The sequence below is a fragment of the Cognatiyoonia sp. IB215446 genome (assembly GCF_033963825.1).
Lineage (GTDB): Bacteria > Pseudomonadota > Alphaproteobacteria > Rhodobacterales > Rhodobacteraceae > Yoonia.
Genome location: NZ_JAXBMD010000001.1, coordinates 111,506 through 135,475, shown reverse-complemented (window position 1 = coordinate 135,475; position 23,970 = coordinate 111,506). Strand labels below are relative to the sequence as shown.

28 protein-coding genes, 1 tRNA gene and 1 riboswitch are annotated in these 23,970 nt (G+C 58.7%); of the genes, 15 read left to right on the top strand and 14 right to left on the bottom strand.

The genetic code is table 11. The features are described 5' to 3' along the window. The first annotated feature begins 28 nt into the window (after nucleotides 1-28). On the top strand, nucleotides 29-217 hold the full coding sequence (locus tag SLH49_RS00735) for a hypothetical protein (RefSeq protein ID WP_320267267.1): 189 nt from the start codon (nucleotides 29-31) through the stop codon (nucleotides 215-217). A 1-nt stretch (nucleotide 218) separates the two neighbouring features. On the opposite strand, the gene SLH49_RS00730 is transcribed toward SLH49_RS00735, so the two are convergent. Continuing rightward, the gene (locus SLH49_RS00730; RefSeq protein WP_320267266.1) at nucleotides 219-701 is read right to left on the bottom strand and encodes a HEAT repeat domain-containing protein; all 483 of its coding nucleotides are present in this window, start codon (nucleotides 699-701) and stop codon (nucleotides 219-221) included. Nucleotides 702-777: 76 nt separating this feature from the next. Here SLH49_RS00730 and pyrF point away from each other — a divergent pair, with 76 nt between their 5' ends. Continuing rightward, nucleotides 778-1,494, top strand: coding sequence for an orotidine-5'-phosphate decarboxylase (gene pyrF / locus SLH49_RS00725; protein WP_320267265.1), 717 nt, complete (start codon nucleotides 778-780; stop codon nucleotides 1,492-1,494). Between the two features lie 60 nt (nucleotides 1,495-1,554). Here the strand turns inward: pyrF and SLH49_RS00720 are convergent, their stop codons facing one another. The 4 genes from SLH49_RS00720 to SLH49_RS00705 all read right to left on the bottom strand — a co-directional run bounded on the left by SLH49_RS00720 (nucleotide 1,555) and on the right by SLH49_RS00705 (nucleotide 4,782). After that, entirely contained in the window at nucleotides 1,555-1,797 is a 243-nt protein-coding gene (locus SLH49_RS00720; protein WP_413785257.1) for an NfeD family protein, read from the bottom strand. A gap of 29 nt (nucleotides 1,798-1,826) precedes the next feature. Then, nucleotides 1,827-2,720 carry an SPFH domain-containing protein gene (locus SLH49_RS00715; RefSeq protein WP_320239271.1) on the bottom strand — a complete coding sequence of 298 codons (894 nt, stop codon included), beginning with the start codon at nucleotides 2,718-2,720 and terminating at the stop codon, nucleotides 1,827-1,829. Nucleotides 2,721-2,759: 39 nt separating this feature from the next. Then, nucleotides 2,760-4,013, bottom strand: coding sequence for a D-amino acid dehydrogenase (locus SLH49_RS00710; RefSeq protein ID WP_320267264.1), 1,254 nt, complete (start codon nucleotides 4,011-4,013; stop codon nucleotides 2,760-2,762). Nucleotides 4,014-4,124: 111 nt separating this feature from the next. Beyond that, a riboswitch (glycine riboswitch) is annotated at nucleotides 4,125-4,212 on the bottom strand. 96 nt (nucleotides 4,213-4,308) lie between these two features. Continuing rightward, on the bottom strand, nucleotides 4,309-4,782 hold the full coding sequence (locus SLH49_RS00705) for an NUDIX hydrolase (protein ID WP_320267263.1): 474 nt from the start codon (nucleotides 4,780-4,782) through the stop codon (nucleotides 4,309-4,311). A 70-nt stretch (nucleotides 4,783-4,852) separates the two neighbouring features. Between SLH49_RS00705 and SLH49_RS00700 the strand changes: the two genes are divergently transcribed. From SLH49_RS00700 to SLH49_RS00680, 5 genes are all read left to right on the top strand, one after another. Continuing rightward, nucleotides 4,853-5,272 (top strand): hypothetical protein, encoded by a 420-nt coding sequence (locus SLH49_RS00700; RefSeq protein ID WP_320267262.1) that lies wholly within the window; start codon nucleotides 4,853-4,855, stop codon nucleotides 5,270-5,272. A 54-nt stretch (nucleotides 5,273-5,326) separates the two neighbouring features. Then, nucleotides 5,327-6,580: a DNA polymerase IV gene (locus tag SLH49_RS00695; RefSeq protein WP_320267261.1), complete on the top strand. Its 1,254-nt coding sequence runs from the start codon at nucleotides 5,327-5,329 to the stop codon at nucleotides 6,578-6,580. A 73-nt stretch (nucleotides 6,581-6,653) separates the two neighbouring features. After that, a complete protein-coding gene (locus tag SLH49_RS00690) occupies nucleotides 6,654-6,914 on the top strand; it encodes a hypothetical protein (RefSeq protein ID WP_320267260.1) in 261 nt (86 codons plus the stop codon). 249 nt (nucleotides 6,915-7,163) lie between these two features. Further along, nucleotides 7,164-8,678: an ABC-F family ATP-binding cassette domain-containing protein gene (locus tag SLH49_RS00685; RefSeq protein ID WP_320267259.1), complete on the top strand. Its 1,515-nt coding sequence runs from the start codon at nucleotides 7,164-7,166 to the stop codon at nucleotides 8,676-8,678. After that, the gene (locus SLH49_RS00680) at nucleotides 8,675-9,163 is read left to right on the top strand and encodes a GNAT family N-acetyltransferase (RefSeq protein ID WP_320267258.1); all 489 of its coding nucleotides are present in this window, start codon (nucleotides 8,675-8,677) and stop codon (nucleotides 9,161-9,163) included. The genes SLH49_RS00685 and SLH49_RS00680 overlap by 4 nt, the downstream gene beginning before the upstream one ends. Nucleotides 9,164-9,223: 60 nt before the next feature. Here the strand turns inward: SLH49_RS00680 and SLH49_RS00675 are convergent, their stop codons facing one another. Continuing rightward, entirely contained in the window at nucleotides 9,224-10,087 is an 864-nt protein-coding gene (locus SLH49_RS00675) for an N-formylglutamate amidohydrolase (protein WP_320267257.1), read from the bottom strand. Between the two features lie 149 nt (nucleotides 10,088-10,236). Between SLH49_RS00675 and SLH49_RS00670 the strand changes: the two genes are divergently transcribed. Both SLH49_RS00670 and ykgO read left to right on the top strand, forming a co-directional pair. Further along, nucleotides 10,237-10,311, top strand: a tRNA-Val gene (locus SLH49_RS00670). Nucleotides 10,312-10,394: 83 nt separating this feature from the next. Beyond that, nucleotides 10,395-10,520, top strand: coding sequence for a type B 50S ribosomal protein L36 (gene ykgO, locus SLH49_RS00665; RefSeq protein WP_010141322.1), 126 nt, complete (start codon nucleotides 10,395-10,397; stop codon nucleotides 10,518-10,520). Between the two features lie 79 nt (nucleotides 10,521-10,599). Here ykgO and SLH49_RS00660 read toward each other — a convergent pair whose 3' ends face one another. After that, entirely contained in the window at nucleotides 10,600-10,950 is a 351-nt protein-coding gene (locus SLH49_RS00660) for a hypothetical protein (protein WP_320267256.1), read from the bottom strand. 71 nt (nucleotides 10,951-11,021) lie between these two features. Between SLH49_RS00660 and SLH49_RS00655 the strand changes: the two genes are divergently transcribed. The 4 genes from SLH49_RS00655 (at nucleotide 11,022) to SLH49_RS00640 (ending at nucleotide 15,218) form a co-directional block, all read left to right on the top strand. Beyond that, on the top strand, nucleotides 11,022-11,558 hold the full coding sequence (locus SLH49_RS00655) for a TetR/AcrR family transcriptional regulator (RefSeq protein WP_320267255.1): 537 nt from the start codon (nucleotides 11,022-11,024) through the stop codon (nucleotides 11,556-11,558). 31 nt (nucleotides 11,559-11,589) lie between these two features. Next, a complete protein-coding gene (locus SLH49_RS00650) occupies nucleotides 11,590-12,774 on the top strand; it encodes an NADH:flavin oxidoreductase/NADH oxidase family protein (RefSeq protein ID WP_320267254.1) in 1,185 nt (394 codons plus the stop codon). A gap of 63 nt (nucleotides 12,775-12,837) precedes the next feature. Further along, entirely contained in the window at nucleotides 12,838-14,034 is a 1,197-nt protein-coding gene (locus SLH49_RS00645) for an ABC transporter substrate-binding protein (protein WP_320267253.1), read from the top strand. A gap of 176 nt (nucleotides 14,035-14,210) precedes the next feature. Further along, the gene (locus SLH49_RS00640; RefSeq protein WP_320267252.1) at nucleotides 14,211-15,218 is read left to right on the top strand and encodes a glycosyltransferase family 61 protein; all 1,008 of its coding nucleotides are present in this window, start codon (nucleotides 14,211-14,213) and stop codon (nucleotides 15,216-15,218) included. A 41-nt stretch (nucleotides 15,219-15,259) separates the two neighbouring features. Here SLH49_RS00640 and SLH49_RS00635 read toward each other — a convergent pair whose 3' ends face one another. The 3 genes from SLH49_RS00635 to SLH49_RS00625 all read right to left on the bottom strand — a co-directional run bounded on the left by SLH49_RS00635 (nucleotide 15,260) and on the right by SLH49_RS00625 (nucleotide 18,479). Then, nucleotides 15,260-16,741, bottom strand: coding sequence for a peptidoglycan-binding protein (locus SLH49_RS00635; protein ID WP_320267251.1), 1,482 nt, complete (start codon nucleotides 16,739-16,741; stop codon nucleotides 15,260-15,262). Between the two features lie 17 nt (nucleotides 16,742-16,758). Further along, nucleotides 16,759-17,952, bottom strand: a complete 1,194-nt coding sequence (locus SLH49_RS00630; RefSeq protein ID WP_320268490.1) for a phenylacetate--CoA ligase family protein — start codon at nucleotides 17,950-17,952, stop codon at nucleotides 16,759-16,761. Between the two features lie 206 nt (nucleotides 17,953-18,158). Continuing rightward, nucleotides 18,159-18,479: a hypothetical protein gene (locus tag SLH49_RS00625; protein ID WP_320267250.1), complete on the bottom strand. Its 321-nt coding sequence runs from the start codon at nucleotides 18,477-18,479 to the stop codon at nucleotides 18,159-18,161. Between the two features lie 188 nt (nucleotides 18,480-18,667). Between SLH49_RS00625 and SLH49_RS00620 the strand changes: the two genes are divergently transcribed. Next, nucleotides 18,668-19,165: a GNAT family N-acetyltransferase gene (locus SLH49_RS00620; RefSeq protein WP_320267249.1), complete on the top strand. Its 498-nt coding sequence runs from the start codon at nucleotides 18,668-18,670 to the stop codon at nucleotides 19,163-19,165. Nucleotides 19,166-19,188: 23 nt separating this feature from the next. Here SLH49_RS00620 and SLH49_RS00615 read toward each other — a convergent pair whose 3' ends face one another. After that, on the bottom strand, nucleotides 19,189-19,569 hold the full coding sequence (locus tag SLH49_RS00615) for a helix-turn-helix domain-containing protein (RefSeq protein WP_320267248.1): 381 nt from the start codon (nucleotides 19,567-19,569) through the stop codon (nucleotides 19,189-19,191). A gap of 177 nt (nucleotides 19,570-19,746) precedes the next feature. On the opposite strand from SLH49_RS00615, the gene SLH49_RS00610 reads away from it, so the two are divergent. Further along, nucleotides 19,747-20,517, top strand: coding sequence for a nuclear transport factor 2 family protein (locus SLH49_RS00610; RefSeq protein WP_320267247.1), 771 nt, complete (start codon nucleotides 19,747-19,749; stop codon nucleotides 20,515-20,517). A 45-nt stretch (nucleotides 20,518-20,562) separates the two neighbouring features. On the opposite strand, the gene SLH49_RS00605 is transcribed toward SLH49_RS00610, so the two are convergent. The 3 genes from SLH49_RS00605 to SLH49_RS00595 all read right to left on the bottom strand — a co-directional run bounded on the left by SLH49_RS00605 (nucleotide 20,563) and on the right by SLH49_RS00595 (nucleotide 23,957). Beyond that, entirely contained in the window at nucleotides 20,563-21,384 is an 822-nt protein-coding gene (locus SLH49_RS00605) for an ABC transporter ATP-binding protein (protein ID WP_320267246.1), read from the bottom strand. 10 nt (nucleotides 21,385-21,394) lie between these two features. Next, the gene (locus SLH49_RS00600; protein ID WP_320267245.1) at nucleotides 21,395-22,609 is read right to left on the bottom strand and encodes a patatin-like phospholipase family protein; all 1,215 of its coding nucleotides are present in this window, start codon (nucleotides 22,607-22,609) and stop codon (nucleotides 21,395-21,397) included. Between the two features lie 64 nt (nucleotides 22,610-22,673). Further along, complete coding sequence (locus tag SLH49_RS00595; RefSeq protein WP_320267244.1) at nucleotides 22,674-23,957, bottom strand: ABC transporter substrate-binding protein; 1,284 nt, start codon at nucleotides 23,955-23,957, stop codon at nucleotides 22,674-22,676. Nucleotides 23,958-23,970 lie beyond the last annotated feature (13 nt).

Sequence of the window (23,970 nt, the reverse complement as noted above, 5' to 3'; positions counted from 1 at the left end):
ATACTATGTGACCGGCGGAGTAAACCGAATGTCAGACGCAACCAGAAAAGCCGGATTGTCGCAAACCAATGTGCGGCTTTTCCCACTCTCTCCCGAAGCCGTGCGCCGCTTGCGCCGGGTGACGGAAGTTGCTGACGATGCTGCGTTTCCTGCGGACCGCGAGGACGACACAACCACTCACGCGGACGACCTGTTGCGGCGATTGCTGCAAGGCTAGGTCAGGAAGGGCGCGGCGGCGGGACAGGCTGCGCCTTTTCTTTACCCAGATTGCGGGCACGGGCGCGCACCGACGCGGCAGGATCATCTGCCGCTTTCTCTAGAACCTCTGCGGCGTCTGGAGCGCCGAGCCTGACATACGCGTCCAATGCCCAGGCCCGCACAATCGGCTTTTGGTGGATGAGGTAAGGCCGGATGACCTCGGCTGGTAGATCGACAGCAACATGCTGTACCGATTGCAGAAGATGCAGCGCGATCTCCCAATGCAGATCTGTCGACAAGAGCTCCGCAGGATAGGGGATGGATGCGCCACGCTCACACGCTGCCTTCAGCACCCAGCTTGCTGCGCGGGCGGTGACCTCGTCTTCGTCATGACAGGCCCGGAGCAAATCAGGATAGTCTGCCACAGTCAGATCATCGACCACCGCTTGCAGCGTGGCGATAGTCTTGCCGTCCCATGCGCGGAGTTGTGTGATCAAATCCATGGCGACAGCATAGGGCGATTGCACCGACACCCGTCAACGGCTAGATCGCTGGGCAAGCCTGCAGAAAGGACCCACCATGCCTGATGACCGTCTGATTGTTGCAATGGATGTGCCCAATGTGCTGGACGGGTTGGAACTGGCCAAGACACTTGGCGACAGCGTCAGCTTCTACAAGATCGGGCTGGGCATGCTGACGGGCGGAGGACTCGCGCTGGCCAATGAGCTGAAACAGGAGCATGGCAAGCGCATCTTTCTGGATATGAAGTTCTTTGACATTGGTGCCACGGTCGAGGCAGCCGTACGCGGTGTTGCACAGTTTGATCTGGATTTTCTGACGGTGCATGGCGACCCGCATGTGGTCCGTGCCGCGCGCGAGGGGGCCGGTGGCTCGGATATGAAGATCCTCGCCGTGACCATCCTGACGTCGCTTGATCGGGCGGATCTGGACGCCTCGTGCATCAAAGCGGGTGACGTGGCCGATCTTGTGCAGGAACGTGCTGCGATTGCTCTCGCAAACGGCGCGGATGGAGTGATTGCGTCTCCGCAAGAGGCGGGTCTGATCCGGGTCCTGCCAGAAGCAGCAGGCAAACTGATCGTCACACCCGGTGTGCGCCCGGCAGGTGCTGCTTTGGGGGATCAGAAACGGGTGATGACACCCGCGCAAGCCATCGCAAACGGGGCGGATCATGTGGTGGTCGGGCGGCCCATCTGGCAAGCGACTGATCCGCGTCAGGCGGCCCTTGATATTCAGGCGGAGCTCGCCTCACCCCAAGCAATGCCCCCCAACCATTAGGGTCGGGGGCCAAAAAATTTCAAATTTTTGAACAAAACTCTTTAAAGAGTTTTGGGGCACTCAGTCGTTGACGTCCTTATGCCAGATCTTCACCTGTCCTGTGGGCAAGGCGAAAAACTTGCGCATCAGAAGGTATGAGATCAGCGACAGAACGGCGAAGACCGCCAAGGTCAAGGCAAGACCGCTTGCCGACACACCGAAGACCAGCAGCAGGCCAACCATGGCGGCACCCAGCGCAAAGCCGAGCGAGATGAAGCTGGGCACAAGAACCTCAATCGTGGCAAGCACTAAAGCCGCTGACATCCAAACCCACCATTCCGTCCAAAGAGGCATCATCCACGTCCTTTCAACATCTGGAATGCGTTGCCGAAAGCATCAATCGCATTGGCTGGCAACACAACCGTCTGGCTGCCCTGACCATCGCCTAGCTTGTTCAACGCTTCAACCTGTTTCAGCGCAACCTGATACTGCGCGGCTTCCAGACCATTCTCGGCAATCGCGACGGCGACGACCTGCGTGGCATAGGCTTCTGCATCCGCAAGAACCCGGCGCGCCTTGGCGTCTTGTTCGGCAGCATAAAGCTCCGCATCCGCCTGCAGCTCAACAGACCGCTTTTGGCCTTCGGCCTCGGTCACCTGTGCACGGCGTGCGCGTTCGGCGTTGAGCTGCTGCAACATCGCGTCGCGCGTCGCTTGATCGAGGTTCACATCCAGAATTTCAGTACGGGTGACCTCAATCCCCCAATCATCAACCTGCTGTGCCACCTGAGACCGGACGGCATCGATCAGGTTCGCGCGGTTTGCCTGCACCTGATCCAGTTCCATCCGACCAATCTCGGACCGGATGATACCCGCAACTGTCGTCGAAATCGCACCATCCACGTCGCGGATCCGGTAGACCGTCTTTTCCGGCTCGATGATCCGGTAAAAGACCGAGGTCTCGACCTGCAATAGCACGTTGTCCGAGGTGATCGCGTCCTGCTGCATTGATGGCAGCTGACGTTCCAGGATCGACACTTTGTGCCGCACGCGATCAAGGAATGGCACGATAAAGTTGATACCTGGCCCCAGAACCGACCGCAGTCGGCCCAGACGTTCCACCACAAATTTCTCGGATTGCGGTACGATCCTGACGCCCGCCATGATGCAGACGATGATGAACACCGCCAGCAGCAGGTAGAGCACATTCTGGCCCAGGAATTCGGCAAACATTTCTTCAATTGGCATAAAGCTGTCCCTCTATGATTGTGGTGGACAGATATGCATTTAAAGGGCCGTTTTCAAAGCGCTTTGTGATTTACTTGGGGTGAAGTTTGGCCGCATTTTCCCCGCGACAACATGCGCTACAATGTCAGCGGTCGCCGCGGACAGGGTCCAACCCAGATGCCCATGGCCGGTATTGTAGAACACCCGTGGCTGCCGTCCCGCCCCCACGCGCGGCATCATATTGGGCATCATCGGGCGTAGGCCCGCCCAAGGGACGACGTTTTCCGTGCTGACCCCCGGGAAATGGGTTTCGCACCATTTGACCAGCGGCTGCACGCGATCCGCTCGGATGTCGCGGTTTTCGCCGTTGAACTCGGCCGTCCCCGCAATCCGAAACCGGTCCTTGCCCAGTCGTGAAGTCACGATCTTGGCCTTGTCATCAAGGAGCGACACTTGCGGCGCCGCCGCTTGCGAGGCGGCGTCGTCCAAGTTCACGGTGATCGAGTATCCCTTTACCGGATAGATATTCACGCGATCCCCCAGCATCTTTGCAAAGGAGCGCGAGGCAACACCGGCACAAACCACAACCCCGTCAAATCGCTGTTCATCTCTGCCCCGCAAAGTGATGCAATCGGCATCTGCGCGCACATCTTCAACTGCCTGCCCCATTTCGAACTGCACGCCCTGCCCGCGCAGCCAATCGGCCAGCCCAACCGTGAACTTGTGAATGTCGCCAGTGCTGTCACTCTTGGTCCAGAACCCACCTAGGATATCGCCCCGCAGATTGGGTTCCTTGGCAAGCACCTCATCTGCCGTCAATTCCTGCCGCGCAAGGCCGCCATCAGCCAAAAGGCTGGTCACCCGGCGCGCATGGTCAAAATCCTTCTGGCTTTTGTAGAAATGCAGAATACCTGCTGGCGTGAAGTCGAAATCAACGCCTGACCGGTAGGCCATCTCGGCCAGCCCCGCGCGTGCTGTCACGGCCAGACGCGCGGTTTCAATCGTATTGGCGCGGTAGCGGGGGATATTGGCCAGAAATGCGGCCATCCAGCTGATCTTGTGCCAGCCCGGGCGCGGGTTGACTGACAGGGGCGCATCTTTCTGCAGCATCCAGCGGATGCCCTTGATTACAGTCGACCATTGGTTCCACACTTCCGCATTGGAGGCACTCAGCTGCCCACCATTTGCAAAGCTGGTTTCCATCGCAGCATAGCGCTGGCGATCAAAAACCGTGACGTCGAACCCACGTTTGTGAAGTGCGTAAGCGGTAGTGACCCCTGTAATCCCAGCACCCAGAACAGCAATATGAGGCATGGCAAATCTCCGAACCATCTACGCCCCCGCCGTCTGCTGTACCTGAGAGATTCACCCCGTTGGGGCTTGCTCCTTCGGCGGGCCATCAAGCTGGCCTCTCTTCGGCGTGTTGCACCCTGACCGGTCCTTTTGCCTGAGAGTGACCGGGGCGGTTGCTCCTTCGGCGTCGGACCTGACCGACCTCTCCCGGACAGCGTGTTTCCTATAGGAAACTCTTAGACAGATTGTCGCGGAAAGCAATCAAAATGTTGGTGTGACGTCAGCATAAACACATAGATGTGTTCGTCTGAGACACCTACGGCAAGCCGCCAGTCTCAGCGACCCACTTCGCCAATCGCCCACCATAGGAAGGCACCCGGTTCGGCAACGCAATGAAGGCGTCCATGTCATAAAGCGCCCAGCGCTGCCCCTCATCCCCAAAGACAATGTCGTTGACAGAGACCGCAGGCATCTGTGCCACGAAAAACGCGTTCCACTTGTCGGGTGCGGTCAGTGACGAAAACGCACTCTCCCAAAGCAGATGATCGGGTGAGAGGATCAGGCCCAATTCCTCGTGCAATTCGCGCGCGACGGTCTGAAATGTTGTTTCAGCACCCTCGCGCGCCCCGCCGGGGAGGTCCCAGAGGTTGGGGTAGTGAATATGGGGCAAGTCATCGCGCAGGATGCAGGCCAGGCGATTGCCCAGAAAGAGCGCGACTTTTGCGCCGTGGTGCAGATTTGCCTCTGTCATGTCGCCACTATTAGCGCCCAGATCGCGCACGTCACGCACCAGTTCGATGCAGTGGCATCTTTTTACTGCCTGTCACAGAGAGTTCATCGACAAAGGTTAGTAGAACCGCATGAAGTACCTGATCGGTTTTCTATGTATGATATCTGCACCCGTTTTCGCGCAGTCCTTCGACGAATACGGTGATGAATACCAGTTCGGACCATGGCGTGTGGCCTGTGAAACGCTCGACGACATGGGCGGTTTGACATATTTAGATTGCCTCGTTGAGGAAGAGACGACGGGTCTCATTCTGCTGCCAGCGCAGTCTCAGCCCGCCTTGGCACTACGCGACGCGAAAGCTGGCGATATGGTGCGGATTGGGGACGAAACACTGGAACCGGCCAATTGTCCGCGACAACTCTGCCCACTAGACACGTTCCCTGATGCCCAGACAATGGTTGAGATACAGCGCGCGAACGCTGAAATCGTCATACCTGACCTTGCCGAACTTGAGGTGGCGATTGCCCGGGCCCGCGCACTGATCGACTAAGGGTTCTTTGACGGCAGCGTTGTTGTGATGCGCGTCTGCGATTAAATGTGACATATGCCCGCCCTTTGCCGCGATTGCCTGACTACATTTGAGAGCGATGGCCGCTGCCCGGCCTGTCGAAGTCCGCGCGTGACCCGGCATCCGGAACTTTTTGATCTCAGCATCGCGCACATGGATTGCGATGCGTTCTATGCCAGCGTCGAAAAACGCGACAATCCTGACCTTGCCGATAAGCCCGTTATCATCGGCGGAGGGCGGCGCGGCGTAGTCTCGACGGCTTGCTACGTTGCACGGATCAAGGGTGTGAAATCCGCGATGCCGATGTTCAAGGCGCTGCAGCTTTGCCCGGAGGCCGTCGTCGTCCGCCCCCGCTTTGACGCCTATGTCGAAGCCTCCCGCGCCATCCGGGCGATGATGGATGAACTCACGCCGGTGGTCGAACCCTTGTCTCTCGACGAAGCGTTCATGGACCTCACCGGAACCGCGCGTCTGCATCACGCGCCGCCGGCAGTGATGCTCGCCCGTCTGATCAGGCGGATGAAAGACGAACTCGGCCTGACCGGTTCCATCGGTCTGAGCCATAACAAGTTTCTGGCCAAGGTCGCCTCTGACCTCGACAAGCCGCGCGGGTTTTCGATCATCGGCAAAGAAGAGACGACCGCATTCCTGCGCCCCAAATCCGTGCGCCTGATCTGGGGTATCGGCCCCGCTGCCCAGACGAGCCTGAACAACGCAGGCATCCGGACCTTTGACGATCTTCTGCGCTGGGACCGGCGCGATCTGCATGAGCGGTTTGGCGGGATGGGCGAGCGGCTCTATTCCCTCGCCCGTGGCGAGGACGGGCGCCGCATCTCGCCTCATGCGCCTGTCAAAACCCTCTCGAACGAAACCACGTTTCATGAGGATACGGCGGATGTCGACATCCTCGACGGGCATCTCTGGCGCATGGCTGAAAAGGTCAGCGCGCGCGCCAAGGCCAAGGATAAGGCGGGCCGGGTTGTGACGCTGAAACTCAAGACGCACGACTTCAAGCTGATCTCAAAACGCCAGAGCCTGCATCACCCCACGCAAATCGCAGACACAGTCTACCGCACCGCGCGCAGTCTTTTCGATCAGGTCAGCGACAAGGGTCCGTTTCGCTTGCTTGGCGTGGGCCTCTCCGAGATCACGTCCGATGGCGAGGCCGACCGCGAAGGCGACCTGCTTGACCCCGGTGCCGCCAAGCGGGCCGAAGCCGAACGTGCCGCCGACAAAATCCGCGAAAAGTTCGGCCATGATGCGATTATCAAGGGCCGCGCCTTGCGGTAAGGGATGTCTTTGAGCTTCTGTCGCCGCAGTGGCAGTGCTATCCAAGCGGTGTTCATCATCGAAAGGAAGGCCGATGCGTTTCATTCCTCTTATGTCCCTGGCCATTCTTGCGGGTTGCGAAACCTACCGCCCCCTTCCAGCCGCGGAAGTTGAGGCGCTGGTGGATGATTGCCTCGAAGAAACACAAGCGCCCGGCACCTATTCGGTCTTTCCTGGGAGCGCATCCAGCAACCCCGAAGGCGCGTTGCCCCGCGCAAGTGCAGTCACGAACCTCGGCGGCACTCAAGCTGGCGCGGACGCTGTAAATGCCTGCATAAGACGTCGTGCTCCGTAGCGTTTGACGAGATATCCGGCAAACTCGGAACGCACCACGCCGGGTCTTGACCAACCACACTTGCGGAACTTACGCTTCGGACACCGATCACATCCAACAAAAGGAGGGCACAAGCTGAGCATGCGTATCATCCGCCGACTTCAGCATGGTCCCCGTTTCGCCCTGTAAATACGTTTGCAGGGCATGATCACAACCTGATCTGCCCATCCCGCCGCGTTTGCGGCTCCCCTTTTGTGATCAGAGCATCTTATGAGCATTATGAATATCAACGGGTTGGGCGTGACACTGGGTGAACCGCTTTTTGCCGACCTGAACCTCACCATCTCCAAAGGCGACCGCATCGGGCTCGTCGCCGCCAATGGGCGCGGCAAGTCAACACTGCTGGCCTGTCTTTCGGGTGATCTTGACCCCACAACGGGTGACATCACCCGTGCGCGCGATCTGCGCATCGGCCATGTCGCGCAATATGTGCCGGACGAGGCCCTGCAAAAAACACTCTACGATCTGGTGTTGGCAGCATTGCCGGAAGAGCAGGCCGCCTATGAAAGCTGGCGCGTGGACGTGGTTCTGGGCGATTTGCAAGTCCCTTATGATCTGCAGCAGAAACCGCTTTCCGCGCTCAGCGGCGGTTGGCAGCGTACTGCGCTTCTAGCGGCTGCCTGGGTGACCGAGCCCGACCTCTTGCTGCTGGACGAGCCGACAAACCACCTCGACCTGCATCGGATCGCGCTGTTGCAGGAGTGGCTCGGCGCCCTGCCGCGCGATGTGCCTGCTGTGATCACGAGCCATGACCGTGCGTTTCTGGACGCCGTCACCAACCGGACACTGTTTTTGCGCGTCGAACGCAGCCGGGTGTTTCAGCTTTCCTATACGCAAGCCCGCGTCGCCCTGGACGAAGCCGACGCTGCCGACGAAAGACGCTTTGCCAACGACCTCAACAAGGCGAAACAATTGCGGGCACAAGCGGCAAAGCTGAAGAATATCGGGATCAATTCGGGCTCTGACCTGCTGATCACCAAAACCAAACAGCTCAGCGAACGTGCCGCCAAGATCGAAGCCGCCGCCCGGCCCGCACATCACGAGCGCCATGCGGGCGATATCCGTTTGGGCAATAGCGGCACCCATGCCAAGGCTTTGATTGCGTTTGAGGATGTGCCCGTGCTGGCGCCTGACGGGCGGGAGCTTTACCGCACGGGCCAAGAGTGGATTGCGAAGGGTGATCGGGTGGTTTTGCTGGGCAAGAACGGCACCGGAAAGACCCGGCTGGTGAGACTGATCGATCAGGCTCTACGCCAAGGCGCGGATGGGATCAAATGTGCGCCGACCCTTGTGACCGCGTACTCCGATCAGCACCTAAGCCAGTTAGACGAAGCCGACACACCTATGGAATTGGTCGCGGGGCAGTTCGACGTTGGTGATCAACGCGCGCGCGGCTTACTCGCGGGGGCGGGGGTGGCGATCCAGATGCAAGATACGCGGATCAGCGCGCTGTCGGGCGGCCAAAGGGCCCGATTGGCGATGCTCATCCTGCGGCTGAAGGAACCGAACTTCTACCTGCTCGACGAACCGACCAATCACCTCGATATCTCCGGGCAGGAAGCGCTGGAGGAGGAATTGACCACCCATAGTGCTGCCTGCCTTTTTGTCAGCCACGACCGAACCTTTCTGCGGAACGTCGCCAACCGGTTCTGGCAGATTGAGCGTAAGCGGCTCGTCGAAGTCGACGATCCGGAGCCGTTCCTGCAAGAGGAGATGGCGGGGTGACATCCCGGCGGTTGTATCATTTTCGCCCGGTCACGCCCGATGACTTTGATCTCCTCGCATCGTGGCAGGCACAGCCACATGTGCACGCGTGGTGGGATGACGAAGACCCCTATGACCAGGAAACACTGAGCGACGCACGTGTGTCACATTGGATCGTTTCGTTGAACGGTCATCCCTTTGCGTTCATGCAGGATTACACCGTCCATGGCTGGGATGATCATCACTTTGCAAGCCTTCCCAAGGGCGCACGCGGGATTGATCAGTATATCGGTGACCCTGACATGCTGGGCGCCGGGCATGGAACGGCATTTATCGGAGAAAGGATGCGCGCCCTTTTTGATCAGGGCGCGCCCATCATTGCAACAGACCCGCATCCCGACAATGCACGGGCCATCGCCGTGTACAGAAAGCTTGGCTTTAAGGTAGTTGGGCCGCCAAGAGACTCTGAGTGGGGTCTCATCTTACCAATGGTCGCTAGGCGGTAGATCCGGATCATGACTTGCAGAGCTTCGGGGACACAATGGCGTCGCAGCTGAAGCGGCGATTCACTCCGCCGCCAACCGCAATTCTTCGGGGCGGCCGATCTCGACGAGTTCCGCGATGACCCCATTCAAGACGCGCTTGAAGTGATCGAAATTCGCGTTGGGCTCAAGCGTGCTTTCATCCATGTAAAGCGCGCGGTCGATCTCGATCTGGATCGCGTGCTGCTGGCGCGAAGGCCGCCCATAATGCTGCGTGATAAAGGCACCGGCAAAGGGCATGTTGCGGGCGACACGTAGGCCCGCGCTGGCGAACGCGGCCTCGACCCGCTCCATGATCGAACCTGCGGCTGCCGCACCAAAACGGTCGCCCAAGACGATATCGGGGCGGGCACTGCCGGGCGGGCCGATGTTTTCGAGCGCCTCATGCGGCATCGAATGACAGTCGATCAGGATCGCCTCTCCAAACTGATTGACGCTTTCATCAAGCAGGGTTTGCAATTGGTCATGATACGGTCGCCAGTAATTGGCGATCCGGTGATGCGCTTCAACCAGCGTCAGCTTGCCGTGATAAATCTGCCGCCCGTTCGCCACCACGCGTGGGATCACACCCAAACCGCTGGCGATGCGCGGATTATGCGCGCTGCGCCGCACCCCTTCGATCAGCGCCGAATCAAGCTCATCCGCACCGCGATTGAGGTCCAGATAAGCACGCGGCGCGCTTGCAGTCAGGAAAGGAGCCCCATGTTCCGGTACGGTTTCGAACAGTAGATCCACGTAAGCATCCTCGGACGAACGAACTTCGTTGGGATTCAATACCGTGCGGCGCAGGAACGACGGCGGGTATTCCCTACCGCTATGCGGCGAGGCAAAAACGACGGATGTGGTACGGGTGACCGGGCGGGTCAGGTGATAGGCAGATTTGAGCAACAGCGTTTCCCTTTGATTGCAACATAGCGCGGTTTCGCATTTTTCCAAAAGCCCTTGATCCCTCATCCGACTCCTTCTATAGACCGCGGAACTGACGTGAGCGTGGCTCGCGTCCTATTTCGTTTGGGACGCCGCGTTTGCAGAAGACAGGACGATTAGCTCAGCGGTAGAGCACTTCGTTGACATCGAAGGGGTCACTGGTTCGATCCCAGTATCGTCCACCATGAATTCACCGTCCCGGGCCTGATCCGGGATCGACCGTAACCCAAGGCGCAATCCGCGCGCCGCGACAGACAGGATGAGACCCATGAAGGTTCGTAACTCCCTCCGTTCGCTCAAGCAGCGCCACCGCGATTGCCGCGTCGTGCGCCGCAAGGGCCGCGTCTATGTGATCAACAAGACGCAACGCCGGTTCAAAGCCCGCCAGGGCTAAGACCGGAACACCGGAATTTGCAAGAGGGTCGTGCCACAGGCACGGCCCTTTCTTTTTTTGGGGTCCATGCGGCTGAGCGCTAGAGGCCAGCAAGCGCCATCACACTGACAAGGCCCAGCCCGATCCAGCCAAAGTGCCGCCCGGACGTTGCCCAGGCATTTGCGATTGCTGCCGATGCATAGATAAAGACAGCGCCGAGCACCACAATCTGTCGTCCCTCTGGCCCCCAGAACCATGGCGCGCCAAGCAAGGCCAGACCTGCTCCGATCCAATAAAGTGTGCTGAGTTGAAAAACGGCGGCGTTGACCGAGCGGAGCGTTGGTGTAAGCCCTGAAATCGGTCTGAGAACCAGGGTATGCCCCAGCCATGCATGTACGAGCGCGATCAGGATGCCGCCGCAGCCTGCTATAACGAGAAGAGTATCGGCCATCTTGTCACCTCCATACATGACTGTATGGAAAGTCTGTGGCATGAGTCAATACAGTGCTGTATGGTGATGTCATGAATGATCGATTGTCCCGAAAGGATTGGCTCAAACATGGGTTGCGTGCTCTTATCGCGGGCGGGCCAGGCACATTGAAGGCCGATGTATTGGCGAAACAGCTGGGCGTCTCACGCGGCAGCTTTTATTGGCATTTCCGCAATCTCGCCGACTTCCATGATGCGCTGCTGGCCTACTGGCAGACCACCTCAACCCAAGCGGTGATCGAAGGCTTGACGACCGATGTACCACAGCAAGACCGTCTGTTCGTGCTGGTGCAAAGAGCGTTGAGCGCTGATATGTCACTTGAACGTGCCATGCGTTTGTGGGCGGCTGATGCACCAGCGGTTGCGGATGTTTTGGCCGTGGTGGATCGCGAACGCATCAATTATCTTGGCTCGCTTCTCGCACATCATGCGGTTTCAACCTCCGATGCAGTAGAACGCGCCAAGCTGATATACTGGACCTATCTGGGGCGCATGGACGTGGCCACCAAGGACCAGATGAAAATCTCGAATCAGACGCTGGCCACCTTTGTCGCAGCGATGCAGGATTGACTCTATCCTTTGCGAAGTCGAGCTTCGGCGCATGACGATCACCGCCCCACTCTTCGCGCCTCTCACCTTGCCATGCGGTGTCACCCTCAAAAATCGTATCGCGAAGTCGGCGATGTCAGATTCGCTGGGCGACGGGCGCGGGAACCCGACGCTGACGCAAATCCGGCTTTACGAACGCTGGGCCGAGGGCGGCGTGGCGGTGGCTATCATTGGTGAAGTGCAGGGCGACCCACGCGCGGCGGAAAAGCCCGGCAATGTTGTCCTGGGCCCACGATCTGACGAAACGCTCTTGCGTGAACTTGCCAGTCGGGGGCAAGCCAATGAGACGCAGCTTTGGCTGCAGCTTGGCCATGCGGGTGCCATGACCCATCCGCCGATTGGCGAACCGCGAGGGCCAAGCGCGCTTGACTTGCCGGGTCTTACCTGCCGGGCGCTGAGCTTGTCGGAAATCACCGTCCTGCCGGAGGACTTTGCTCGCACCGCCGCCCACGCCAAAGCGCTCGGCTTTGGCGGTGTCCAAGTCCATGCGGCCCACGGTTTCCTGCTCAGCCAGTTCCTATCGCCCCTTTTCAACAAACGCGGTGATGCCTATGGCGGGTCGCTTGCAAATCGGATGCGGCTCTTGCTTGAGGCGATTGACGCCGTGCGCGATGCCGTCGGGCCGGACTTTCCTGTCGCGCTAAAGCTCAACGCCACGGATCAACTGGAGGGCGGGTTCGACAAAGATGAGGCGCTGGAGGTTATCAAGGCGCTCAACCAGACAAGTCTGGACTTGATCGATATCAGCGGCGGCACCTATTTTCCGGGCGCAAAATCCGCGTCGGATAGCGCTGGCGGTGGTCCCTATTTCGTGGATTTTGGCAAGGCGGCACGGGCGCATACGACAAAACCGCTGATGATCACCGGCGGCTTCAAGACTGCGGCTCAGGCGGTCAAAGCGGTGACAGATGGCGCCGCGGACGTCGTTGGACTGGCCCGTGCGCTGGTGCTCACACCGGACTTGCCAAAGCGATGGGCCGAGACCGGCGAGGACATTGAATTCCCGCGTTTCGCGCAGACACCAGAAGGCGGCGTCACAGCCTGGTACACACAGGCGCTGACGCAGATAGGGCAGGATGCGCCCATTGATGAAAGCCGTGACGTGCCAAAGGCTTTGGCAGAATATGATGCACGCGATGCCGCGCGGGTTGCACTCTGGAACACGCATTTCGGCTAGCCAGAGCGTGGTGATTGGCGATACGGTGCGCCCACTAAACCTGCAATCCAAAGGACATATTTGATGACATTGCGCAGCATGACCGCCTCGGCCGCCTTATTGATCGGCTTCACCGCACCGGCACTGGCACAGGAAAACCTGTGCGGCGGCAGCGGCGCAAATGGGCAGTGGATCGGGGGCGATGAAGCCTCTTCCGACATCGCGACTGCCGACAACTTTCAAGAGCAGATGGCGCTTGTGCTTGGGGGCAACGAATATGTCTCGCTCTTCTCGCTCAGCGAGGGTGCAGAAGTAAGGATGGAGGCAGCCGGTCGCGGATCGGGTGACCCGGTGATCGATATTCTGGACGCAAGTGGTAGCGTCGTCATCTCGGATGACGATTCCGGTGGGAACGGCGCATCACGGGCCGAGACGTTTCTTGATGCCGGGACTTATTGCGTGGCCGTGCGCAGCTACGATGGCGGCCCGATGACAGCTTTCGTGCGCGTCGGTCGACAGGATCAGCAACCACTGACCGAAGGTATCAATGTGACGGCTGATGCAGGCGACATCGTCGATGGCAGCTGCGAAACGGCAACGCCAATTGGTGGCCTTGGCAGTTCTGCAACCGGATCGGCCAATGAGACGCCATTCTGGCAATTTACGCTTGATGAGCCTGCACCGGTGCGGATCAGGGCGGAAAATGAAACCGCAGATCCATTGATTACGCTCTATGGACCGGGCGAGACCTATATCGATGAAAACGACGATTTTGATGGGCTGAACGCACAGATATCGATTGTGGAGCCGCTCGCTGCCGGCACCTACTGCCTGGGCGTCGAGGCACTTAGCGATGGTAGCGCACCAATCACGGTCAGCGTCGATTTGTATGATCCCGAGGCTGCACTGGCAGATCTCTACGCGCGGGGTGAAGCGGCCCCTTCGCCGCAGGACGAGACGCTTGTGACACCACTTGGCGCCTTGGAAGGACGGCTGCGGCAAGATGTACAAGCCTCGACCGATGTCACCTGGTTCAGCATTGAGATGCCAGAAAACGGCCTAATGCTCGTTGAGGCTGTGGGTACAGATGGCGTGGATTCCTGGCTAGTCCTCTTTGATGATCTGGGACGACAAATTGCGCAAAACGATGACTATGGCGACAGTTTGGACAGCCTGATCGCAGCACGCGTACCGCAGGGCACCTATCTGATCGGGGTACGCCTCTACGAAGGAAGCCGAGGTTTCGTCCGCGTCCTTGCAGAAAGATACATTACACCATAATACTTCCGTCATTAGACAAGTATTCGGGCTATACCTTTTTCTGGTAGATAATAGTGGTCAATATTGGGTCATTGTATTTTGAAGCATGAAGTATTGAGTGATCCCGAACGCAAGTCACTCTTGCAGGTTAACACGTGATGACGCTGCTGGAGCGGTTAAAGCCGTTTGCAGCGCCTATGATACGGCGCCTGGTTGGCGGCGACGAACCGCAAAGCGAGGTACTTCAGCCAGAAGAGCGGCAGACAGTACGCCCGCCGACAATGCTGCCGGGTATGTTGGATCGGGTCACCGACACGGACGAACACTCGATCCTTTCAATCCATCTGGACGTCGCCCGCGCGACAGAGGCGTTACACGCACCCGTTCTACGCCAGGTGTACCATAACTCCATCGTGCGAAGGTCGGGTTTTGCAACCTGGCGGCATAGCGAAAGATATGGCGGTGCAGCCGAGTTTGCCGAGTTGACCGGATCGATAATGCGGGTTCCTGAACTGCGCTATTGCCATAACTACGTTAATTGGCGGTACTTCGGGCATTGGCTGACCGATGCCATACCTTCTGCACTGATTGAGCCGGAGCAAGGCGCGCTGTGGATGCCGCCGCATCCGTGTTGGGGGCATGCTGCCGCATATATCGAGGTGTTGAACCTCGCGCCACTTAAGGCATCAGTTGTTCATGCAGACCGATTGATTGTCTATCAGGATTATGGCCAGGGCAGTCACAAGCGGGCCCGCTACATCACTATTCGCGATGCGCTGCACAAGGCCTTTGCGACCCCTGATCCGGCCGAATGCGTCTACATCCGCAGGGGTAAAACAGGTGTGCAACGCACAATTGCTAGCGAAGCGGCCATTCTTGAGGAACTTGACAAACGCGGCTGGAAAATCCTCGATGTTGCCGACGCTGACGTTGAGGATTTGCAACGCGCAGTCTATGGCGCGAAGGTTGTGGTGAGCATTGATGGCAGCCACCTTGATCATGCGCATCTATCGCTGATACCCGGCAGCGTAATGGTCGTCTTGATGCCGGGCGATCGCTTCTCGACCCGGCAAGTTGGGCTTTGCCAAGCGCATGATGTGTCTATTGGATTTGTCGTGTTAAATGGCAATCAGGATGATGGCTATCTGGTGGAACTAGATGAAGTGCTGCGTACCGTCGATTTGACCGCAGCACCTCAAATATAGACGAAACGTTCCCCGATCTGATGGCTCGGTGCAACCTGGATCTAACGGCCAAACGTATCTGCCAAAAGCCGCGCGAGCGTAGGTTCATCAAGGTAACCCGTTGCCGACAATCCGTTGCTTGCTTGGTATCGGCTGATCGCGCTGCGGCTGTCGCGATCAAAGCGTCCATCGATACGGCCGGGATTGAAACCTAATTGTGCTAAGCGGCTTTCAATCAGTCTTCCGAGGACCGGGTTGATGTTCAACGCGCGCTCGCGATCCCGCGCGGCCTGCGTGGAGTCTTCGGATCGTTGGAGTGCTTCGCGTGCCTCTTCGGCGAATATGCCGTTAGGGTAACGCTCAAGATAAGCTTCGTAACCATCCTGTTCGCCACTAGCGCCTGTCTCCTCCCAATAAGCCCGGTCGAGCCGCTCCAGCTCGGCCTGCTCCGCTGCCTCCTGCTCTTCGATCTCTTCCGCCCGCCGACGCGCCTGGTTCTCCAATCGATCAATCTGTTCTTCCGTGACGAAGCCGGTCTGCGCATATCCGTTTTTCTGTTGCCAGTTCCGGATCGCGCTGCGGGTACCGGGTCCAAAGATGCCGTCAACACCGCGCGTGTTGAAGTCCAAAACCGTGAGGTTACGCTGAATCGCGCGGCGCTCATTGCGTGTGAGATCCAGTTGGTCTTCTGCGATTTCTGCAAGCCGCTGAGGATCGTTTTCAATGGCATCCAGGCGCCGCCGCGCCTCGGCTGCAAAGGGGCTGTCGGGATAGGCGAACACGTAGTCGCGGTAGCTGTCCGCGCTGTCTTCAGCCTGAGCAGCATTCCAGGCTTCCAGCGCGTTGCGAACGCCATCAACGATGCTCGTGTCGGAATCTGCTCCCGTTTCCTCAGACGCAGGGCGCATGATCAGGCTTTGTGGCTGATACCCCGCCTCGCGCAAACCGCGCGAATTGCGGGCGAAGGCCATCGCATCACCACCCGGCACAGTGATGGCATCCATCACCACCCCATCTGTAAAATCAGGCTCGCCATAAAACACGGTCACACCCTGCGGGATATCGAGATCACCGACACCCTGCCGCAGATAAGACCCGATCCGATTGTCAGCGTCCTGATCGTAGCCTAGGATCAGGATCGCCTGTCCGGGGGTCTGGGCCAGAACCTGCAAAACGCTATCGACCGAGATGGCGCTGCCCATCCCGAACAGTGTTGGCCGATCCGCATCAGCAGGCAGCAGCCATGTCCGCTCACCATCCGTCACAAAACGCCCGGCGAGACCGACCACAAGCCGATCCGCATCAACCGCATCAACCGCAAAGCGCTGCAAAAGCCGCGCCATTTCGGTGCCGGACCCGTTGGCCAAAGTGCTGACCGCATATCCAGCATCCCGCAGATTATCAGCAGAGTTCAGCACATCGGTGCCATTACCCACCCGGCGAAACTCCTCATACCGGTTAACCCCCATCAAGAGGGCGGCGTCTTGCGCGAAAAGTGGTGTGGCGAGCGCCGAAAGCGCGGCGATGAGGGTGAGTTTGCGCATGAAGCGCCTCCTTGGTCTTAGGTCTCGTAAGTGCGTCGGTCTTCGATGACGAGGCCGTCGCGTGGTATTGTGCCGGGCGCAAGGTATTGCACCTCGCCCTTCAGCTTGAGCGCATCCTGAATGGCGCCGGCGGCGGCAGCTTCATCGATGCTACCTTCGAACTGCACGACCATCTTGTCTGCGTCGCCTTCTCGGTCCGCAATAACACGCGCGCGGTCGGCACCGGTTTTCTTCACCAGATCGGCGACCTGTTCGGGGCGGACAAACATGCCCTTGATCTTGGTGGTCTGGTCGGCGCGGCCCAACCAGCCCTTGATCCGCATGTTGGTGCGTCCACAGGGGCTGGCGCCTTCCATGATCGCGCTCATATCACCGGTCGCGAAACGGATAAGGGGGTAGTCGGGATTGAGCGAGGTCACGACAACCTCGCCCACCTCACCCGGCGCTACGGGATCACCAGTGCCGGGGGTCACGATTTCGACAATCACGCCTTCATCCACGACCATGCCCCCGCCCTCGCTGGTTTCATAAGCGAGGTGCCCCAGATCGGCGGTCGCATAGCATTGCCTGCAGGTAATCCCGCGATCTGCATAGTATTGCCGCAACTGGGGAAACAGCGCCCCGCCCGACACAGCCGCCTTTGAGATATTCAGTGTCACGCCCATCTCATCCGCCTTTTCGAGGATAACCTTGAGGTAGTCGGGCGTGCCTGCATAGGCGGTCGTACCGATATCGGCGGCGGCCCGCACTTGCAGCTCCGTCTGGCCGGTCCCTGCAGGCAGCACCTTGGCGCCGACCGCCTTGGCGCCGTTTTCAAACATCGTGCCTGCAGGCGTCAGATGATAGCCAAAGCAATTCTGCACGATGTCGTCCTTGCCGATGCCGCAGGCATGCACGAACCGCCCAAAACGCCACCAGTCATGCGACGAACCGCCCGGCTCATAGATCGGTCCGGGTGATTGGAAGACATGGGTGATGTTGGAGGTATGCATGCCGCCAAAAGGCGGGTTGTCCTTTTGCCACGTTGTCAGGTCCGATTTCCGCAGAACAGGCAGCTTCGTGAGGTCAGATAACGTGTCGATTGCGATGTCGGGCAGACAAGACCCTTCGGCCTGCTGCGCGATGGCGACCTGTGCAGCCAGCGCCGCAAGCTGGGCGGCCTCGCGCTCTGCAGGGTCGCGGGTTTCGAGATCATCGTAATAGGTCGTCATCATCTTCTCCTGTCCTGACGCAGCGATATCGTGCCGGGTCGGACAGGCGAAAGCTAGGGGCGAAGACGGGTGTTATGCGATAACAGCCGGGCCCAGTGTCTTGAGCACCCTTGTCCGTCGGGGCTGCGGCCTAAGCAACTCCATTGGCGCGTAGAGTACCACGCCCGCGCAACCCGCACGCTGCGAGGTTAAGCCGTTGATGCCCATCAGACTTTCCCGACAAACTGGTATGACTGTTCCGCCAAACGTTTGCAGATGTCCTCTTCACTGGCAGATACGACGACCCACTCCTTCATCTCGCGCTTTCCAACGACGAGTCGCACTGCCAGCCCTTCGTCTTGCAATTCATCCACTGTCGACTTGGGAAGCTTAAAAACAATCGCGTCTTCAGTCGGATAGGCGAAACTCTTACCGCCAACCTGCAAGGCTTCCGCCTTGAGCATCTTGCCGATACTGACATCCTGGTGAGAGCTGAAAGTCTCTACGATAGACTGAAAAAGTGCGTTTGCGTCCGTATCTTCAGTCATCTTTCGATCTTTCCCAGTGCGGGGTCAAAAGGAATGTTGCTAGTCTAACACAAACGTACTTTCACCGTACCAGCCGTAGTCAACAGATGACAGGAGCCGGGCACTGCGGAACGAAAGCCAAGAGGACGAGTGGCATCATTCACCCAACGCAAAGCTGTCAGGCTTGGCAGCAAGGAGAGCTGATCGCATTGTCAGATTTCACTTACAAAACTCTGGCACCCACACATGCCGCGGCGTGGCAAGGCTTGCGGCTGGAAGGTGCCCGCAACTTTCCCATGGGTTTTCTGGTGACGGTGGAAGAAACGGCGTCAGCAGACCTCGACCGGTGTCGCGCAATCCTGAAGGCAGGTGCAATACGTGGTGTTTTTGCAGGCGAGACGCTGGTCGGCTTTTGCGGCTATCGCCCTAACAGTTTGGAGCGTATTCGCCACCGCGCTGAGATTGGGCCGTTTTTCGTTACTGCCACCTATCACGGGACCGGTGCCGCTGATGCGTTGATGAAGGGCGTGATCAGTGAGGCAAAGTCGGCCGGTTTGGCTCAACTTGAGCTTTTTGTGGATACCAAAAACCATCGGGCGATTGCGTTTTACGAAAAGCGCGGGTTCCGCCGCGCGGCCACCCATTATGATGGGGTGCGGATCGACGGACAGTCACGCGACGATCATTTCTACACGCTGCGACTTTGACCCTCGGCGTTATCGCCAGCCCGCTAAGCCACCTGATCGCGGTCATATTCCATGCGGCATTGCCGCACGTAGTCCATCTGGTCATGCGACCAGTAGACCAGCGGTTTCAACATGGCGAGCAGGCTGCGTCCAAGTGGTGTCAGTTCATATGAAACAGCGACTGGCGGTCCGGGATGCACATTGCGCGTCAGGTACCCGTCACGTTGGAGCCCGCGCAGATTTTCGGTCAGCACGCTTTGCGTGACGTCACCAATCGTGCGCTTGAGGTCGCCGAAACGCTTTGGCTCATCCTCAAGTGCCAGGATGATGATCATCCGCCACTTGCCAGTGACATTCGACAGGACGGAGCGAATGCAACAATTCGATGCCTCCGCTTTGTTTTCAACGCTGATTGGTAGCATCATGAACTCTGGTAGCAATTTTGTACTAATAGGCAATTAGAGCGAAATGGCTTTCGTTGCAAGGCTGTATTGGCCATGACGGTACTGTTGACCATACCAGGTCAGCTCAAGATACGTAATTGCGGTTTGGTATGGAATTGCTACTTCGTACCCACACGCTACGAATCACAGGAGACTAAAATGACACCGAAGGAACTTGTCCTCGCCCTTTTCACCGCGGCCTTTGTCGATCACGACCCCGAAGCCGCACGCCAGCTCGTCACGCCAGACTACATCCAGCACAACCCGCAGGTCCCCACCGGCGCGGATGGGTTGGTGGGCCTTATCCCGCTTGTTGCAGACTCCGGGATGACGGCGACCACCCACCGGGTCATCACCGAGGGTGATCTGGTCGTCTTGCACAACACATATGACAATGCCGATGCTTTCGGTGCCGCGTCGCTCGCCGCGTTCGATATCTTCCGTGTCGAAGACGGTAAGGTCGCGGAACACTGGGACAATCTGCAGCCCATTCCCGAGACAACGGCTTCGGGCCGTGGCATGACTGACGGCCCTACCGACATCACCGACCGCGACCGCACGGCAGAAAACAAAGAACTGGTACTAGGATTTGTGCAAGATGTGCTTGGCGGTGCGGCGCCCCAGAACGCGCCGAACTACATGGACCCAGAGGTTTACATGCAGCACAACCCCAATCTGGAAGACGGCCTTGCTGGGCTATTGGCAGGCACGCAAGCCTGGGCGGATCAGGGCTTTGTGATTACGACGTTCGAACCTCAGATCGTCGTGGCCGAGGGCAACTTTGTCTTTGTCGCCTCGGATGCGACCGTCAGCGGGAAGCCCTGGGCGTTCTTTGACCTTTGGCGCGTTGAAGATGGCAAGATCGTGGAGCACTGGGATGTTGTCTCTCCCACACCGTCAGAGATGGCCCACGAGAACGGAAAGTTCTAAGAAATCGGTGGTGGTCCGGGGTGTTCTCGGGCCACCATGCCAATGTCACGCGAGCCACCGCTTCCGCCGCCGATAGCTGCGCACGTCGCGAAAGCTTTTCCGGCCCTCGTCGGACATGCCGAGGTAGAATTCCTTCACATCCGGGTTTTCCCGCAGTTCAGCGGCAGGGCCTTCCATCACCACCCGCCCGCTTTCGAGGATGTAGCCCTGATGCGCAAAACGGAGCGCCACATTGGTGTTCTGCTCGGCCAGAAGGAAGGACACGCCTTCCTTCTCGTTGAGATTCTTCACGATCCCGAAAATCTCTTCCACCAATTGCGGTGCGAGACCCATGGAAGGCTCATCCAGAAGGATCGTCTCTGGTCGCGACATCAGCGCGCGGCCAATGGCGCACATCTGCTGCTCCCCGCCCGAAGTGTAGCCCGCCTGGCTTTTCCGCCGTTCCTTCAGCCGGGGAAAATAGCTGTAGACCATGTCCAGATCCGCGCTCACCGCCCCGCCCCCGTCACGGCGCGTATAGGCACCGGTCATCAGGTTTTCCTCGACTGTCAGATGCTCAAAGCAATGCCGCCCCTCCATCACCTGGATCACGCCGCGTTTCACCAGCGCCTCGGGTGAGAGGTCCTGCACCCGGTCGCCGCGATAGGTGATGGACCCCTTGGTGACCTCGCCACGTTCAGAATGCAGCAGGTTCGAGATCGCCTTGAGCGTGGTCGTTTTGCCCGCGCCATTGCCGCCCAACAGCGCAGTGATCCCGCCTTTGGGCACGGTCAGCGAGACACCCTTGAGCACGAGGATCACGTGATTATAGATCACCTCGATATTGTTCACCTCAAGCAGGGTTTCGGTCTTGGCTGTATCAAGCATGAAGCGGCCCTCAGAGTTTGTTTGTAATCTCAAGCAACGTATCCCCGTCCAGCCATACGAGCGGACGCGCGCTGCCTAATGTCTTGCCATAATCGAACAGATGGCGGGTCACACAGGGGTTGAACCGCCCCGTCTCCTCACGGCATTCGCGCGGGATGGCGGTGTCGGCAAAGACACCTTCCACCGTCCATCCGGGTTGTTCCTGCGCAAAGCGGATCGTCTCGGCAATGGAATCGCGCAAGGTCTCATCCGCAAGGATATCAGCCGCCCGCAGTGCATAGGCGAGGATGTTATCCTCGACATCCTCGGCCTCGCCCGCTTCTTCGGGTGTACGCAATTGGCCGTTGACCACGATAAACGCATTCACCCGAATTGTCCGCCCGGTCTGGCGCGCCACCTGCGCCCGCGCACTTTCGATGCCGCGAAAGAAGACATGGTCGCGCAGGCCACCGTCAGCATAAAGATTGTCGTCAATGTTCCGGGGCGGCAGGAAAACGGGGATCGCGGAAGAGGCCATGATGACCTCACGCATACAGTCGCGTCTGACGTCGATATCAGCACCGCTTGCAGCCACATCGCTGAGGCTGAAGATGCGGTTGGCGGTCGTGTCGATATTGGTCGCCGCGACAAAAAGCTGGGCGTTCTCTTCCATCTGCCGTTCGGCGATCCGCGCGATCAGATCATCGCTCAGCCGGTCATTGAGCAACGCCTTCAGCGGTTCGGTACTGGCCACGGAGGGGCTGAAAGGTGCGGCGAGAAGGTTTTCGCGCAGCACATCGTCATCCGACAGACCGTCGTAATCATCAAGGATTGGGTCAAATTCCGGCCCTGCAAAAGCAACCGGTGCCAGAAGGGACCCGGCGCTGACACCGGTGACAAGGTCAAAGCTGGGCCGATCCTCACCCCAACCGCGCAGGAACCCCGCGCCGAAGGCGCCATATTGGCCACCCGCCGACAAGCTCAAGACGTTGAGTTCGACCGCCCCGCGTCTGTCGGCAGCCACAGCCCGCGCAATCGCCGGAGCCGCCGAACGGGCAATGGCCGTTTCCTCATCCATGACCGGCTCTTGGCTGGTGGGCGGGGCTGGCAATTCGAAGGTGGAGGCGGGCACAAGGCCTCGACACATTGCGCTTTCGGGCCGATCAACGGCGCAGGCTGACAGAGCAGACGCAACAAGCGTCGCACCACAGATGCGCAAAATCATCTTTGCTGAAAGAAAGGTCATCAAATCGCGCTTCTTTCAAAACGCTGTCAGGCGGTGCTGTGCCCGCCTGACAGATCCGGGCCGTCTAGAGGCAACCCGGCGTGATGTTGTTTTCGCTCGCGAAAGCAGCCGAGTCTTCCGCGATCAGCGGCTCAATCACGCTCTTGTCTGGCGTGATGAAGTCTGTCAGCGGCTCCCATGTGCTGGCAGAGGCGTTCCATTGCTGCACAATGCCCTCGCCGGACCCACCATGGTTCTGGCAGCTGACCGAAAACTCTGGCCCGATACCAGCCATGCCGAGTTCTTCCATCCGGCCCTCGCTCATCTCAAGCGCTGCCATCCCGTCACGCACCATGGCAGGGGTAACGTCAGCCACACCATGGATTTCCTGTGCTTTGGCAATCGCCTCGGATGCAAGCATCGCGGCATACATGCCTCGCACGTAAAGCACCGAACCGAGGTTCGAACCATCACCCGCAGCATCGCCCGCGTCATGCACCATGGTCTTGATCTCTTCCAAAACCGGATAGTCAATCACGCGGTTCATGTTCAGCGACTTGTAGCCATTGGCCGACATGCCCGCAGGTGTCACGTCATGTTCCGCACCAGCCCACCAATTGCCGATGAAGTTTTCCATCGGGAAGTTGATGTTCGCGGCTTCCTGCACGGCCACCTGGTTCATGACACCCCAGCCCCACATCAGGACATAGTCGGGACGCTCACGGCGAATTTGCAGCCACTGGGATTTCTGCTCTTGGCCTGGGTGGTCCACAGCCAATTGGCTCAGCTCAAATCCATGCATTTCGGAAAGCGCTTCCAACGTGCGGATCGGCTCCTTGCCGTATGCGGAGTTGTGATAGACCAAAGCGATGGTCTTGCCATCGAGCGAGCCGCCATTCTCTTCCAGCAGATAGTTCACCGCAACCGAGGCTGCGTCCCAATAATTGGCCGGATAGTTGAAGACCCAGTTGAACACTTCACCATTGGCGGCCGATGTCCGGCCATAACCCATCGTGTGGATCGGGATCTCGTCAGCTGTTGCCTTCGGTATCAGCTGATAGGTGATACCAGTTGAGAGCGGTTGATAGATCAACGCCCCTTCGCCCTTGGTGGCTTCGTAGCACTCAACCCCTTTCTCGGTGTTATAGCCGGTCTCACATTCTACAACGCGGATCGTCTCCCCCCCGATCCCGCCATCGCGCGCATTCAAAAGCGCGAAGTAATCCTGATAGCCGTCCGAAAATGGCGTTCCGCCTGCCGCGTAAGGCCCGGTCCGGTAGCTCAGATCAGGGATGACAAGGTCTGCCATCGCGGAACTGCCGGCCACCGCCGCGCCAAGGGCCATTGCGGCCAGTGTCTTTCTTTTCATCGGTTTTTTCCTC

Bases quoted from the DNA above. Each gene is read 5' to 3' on its own strand.
- SLH49_RS00735 (WP_320267267.1), top strand. From the start codon at position 29: ATGTCAGACGCAACCAGAAAAGCCGGATTGTCGCAAACCAATGTGCGG.
- SLH49_RS00730 (WP_320267266.1), bottom strand. From the start codon at position 701: ATGGATTTGATCACACAACTCCGCGCATGGGACGGCAAGACTATCGCC.
- pyrF (WP_320267265.1), top strand. From the start codon at position 778: ATGCCTGATGACCGTCTGATTGTTGCAATGGATGTGCCCAATGTGCTG.
- SLH49_RS00720 (WP_413785257.1), bottom strand. From the start codon at position 1,797: ATGTCAGCGGCTTTAGTGCTTGCCACGATTGAGGTTCTTGTGCCCAGC.
- SLH49_RS00715 (WP_320239271.1), bottom strand. From the start codon at position 2,720: ATGCCAATTGAAGAAATGTTTGCCGAATTCCTGGGCCAGAATGTGCTC.
- SLH49_RS00710 (WP_320267264.1), bottom strand. From the start codon at position 4,013: ATGCCTCATATTGCTGTTCTGGGTGCTGGGATTACAGGGGTCACTACC.
- SLH49_RS00700 (WP_320267262.1), top strand. From the start codon at position 4,853: ATGAAGTACCTGATCGGTTTTCTATGTATGATATCTGCACCCGTTTTC.
- SLH49_RS00695 (WP_320267261.1), top strand. From the start codon at position 5,327: ATGCCCGCCCTTTGCCGCGATTGCCTGACTACATTTGAGAGCGATGGC.
- SLH49_RS00690 (WP_320267260.1), top strand. From the start codon at position 6,654: ATGCGTTTCATTCCTCTTATGTCCCTGGCCATTCTTGCGGGTTGCGAA.
- SLH49_RS00685 (WP_320267259.1), top strand. From the start codon at position 7,164: ATGAGCATTATGAATATCAACGGGTTGGGCGTGACACTGGGTGAACCG.
- ykgO (WP_010141322.1), top strand. From the start codon at position 10,395: ATGAAGGTTCGTAACTCCCTCCGTTCGCTCAAGCAGCGCCACCGCGAT.
- SLH49_RS00660 (WP_320267256.1), bottom strand. From the start codon at position 10,950: ATGGCCGATACTCTTCTCGTTATAGCAGGCTGCGGCGGCATCCTGATC.
- SLH49_RS00655 (WP_320267255.1), top strand. From the start codon at position 11,022: ATGAATGATCGATTGTCCCGAAAGGATTGGCTCAAACATGGGTTGCGT.
- SLH49_RS00650 (WP_320267254.1), top strand. From the start codon at position 11,590: ATGACGATCACCGCCCCACTCTTCGCGCCTCTCACCTTGCCATGCGGT.
- SLH49_RS00645 (WP_320267253.1), top strand. From the start codon at position 12,838: ATGACATTGCGCAGCATGACCGCCTCGGCCGCCTTATTGATCGGCTTC.
- SLH49_RS00640 (WP_320267252.1), top strand. From the start codon at position 14,211: ATGATACGGCGCCTGGTTGGCGGCGACGAACCGCAAAGCGAGGTACTT.
- SLH49_RS00635 (WP_320267251.1), bottom strand. From the start codon at position 16,741: ATGCGCAAACTCACCCTCATCGCCGCGCTTTCGGCGCTCGCCACACCA.
- SLH49_RS00630 (WP_320268490.1), bottom strand. From the start codon at position 17,952: ATGACGACCTATTACGATGATCTCGAAACCCGCGACCCTGCAGAGCGC.
- SLH49_RS00625 (WP_320267250.1), bottom strand. From the start codon at position 18,479: ATGACTGAAGATACGGACGCAAACGCACTTTTTCAGTCTATCGTAGAG.
- SLH49_RS00615 (WP_320267248.1), bottom strand. From the start codon at position 19,569: ATGATGCTACCAATCAGCGTTGAAAACAAAGCGGAGGCATCGAATTGT.
- SLH49_RS00610 (WP_320267247.1), top strand. From the start codon at position 19,747: ATGACACCGAAGGAACTTGTCCTCGCCCTTTTCACCGCGGCCTTTGTC.
- SLH49_RS00605 (WP_320267246.1), bottom strand. From the start codon at position 21,384: ATGCTTGATACAGCCAAGACCGAAACCCTGCTTGAGGTGAACAATATC.
- SLH49_RS00600 (WP_320267245.1), bottom strand. From the start codon at position 22,609: ATGACCTTTCTTTCAGCAAAGATGATTTTGCGCATCTGTGGTGCGACG.
- SLH49_RS00595 (WP_320267244.1), bottom strand. From the start codon at position 23,957: ATGAAAAGAAAGACACTGGCCGCAATGGCCCTTGGCGCGGCGGTGGCC.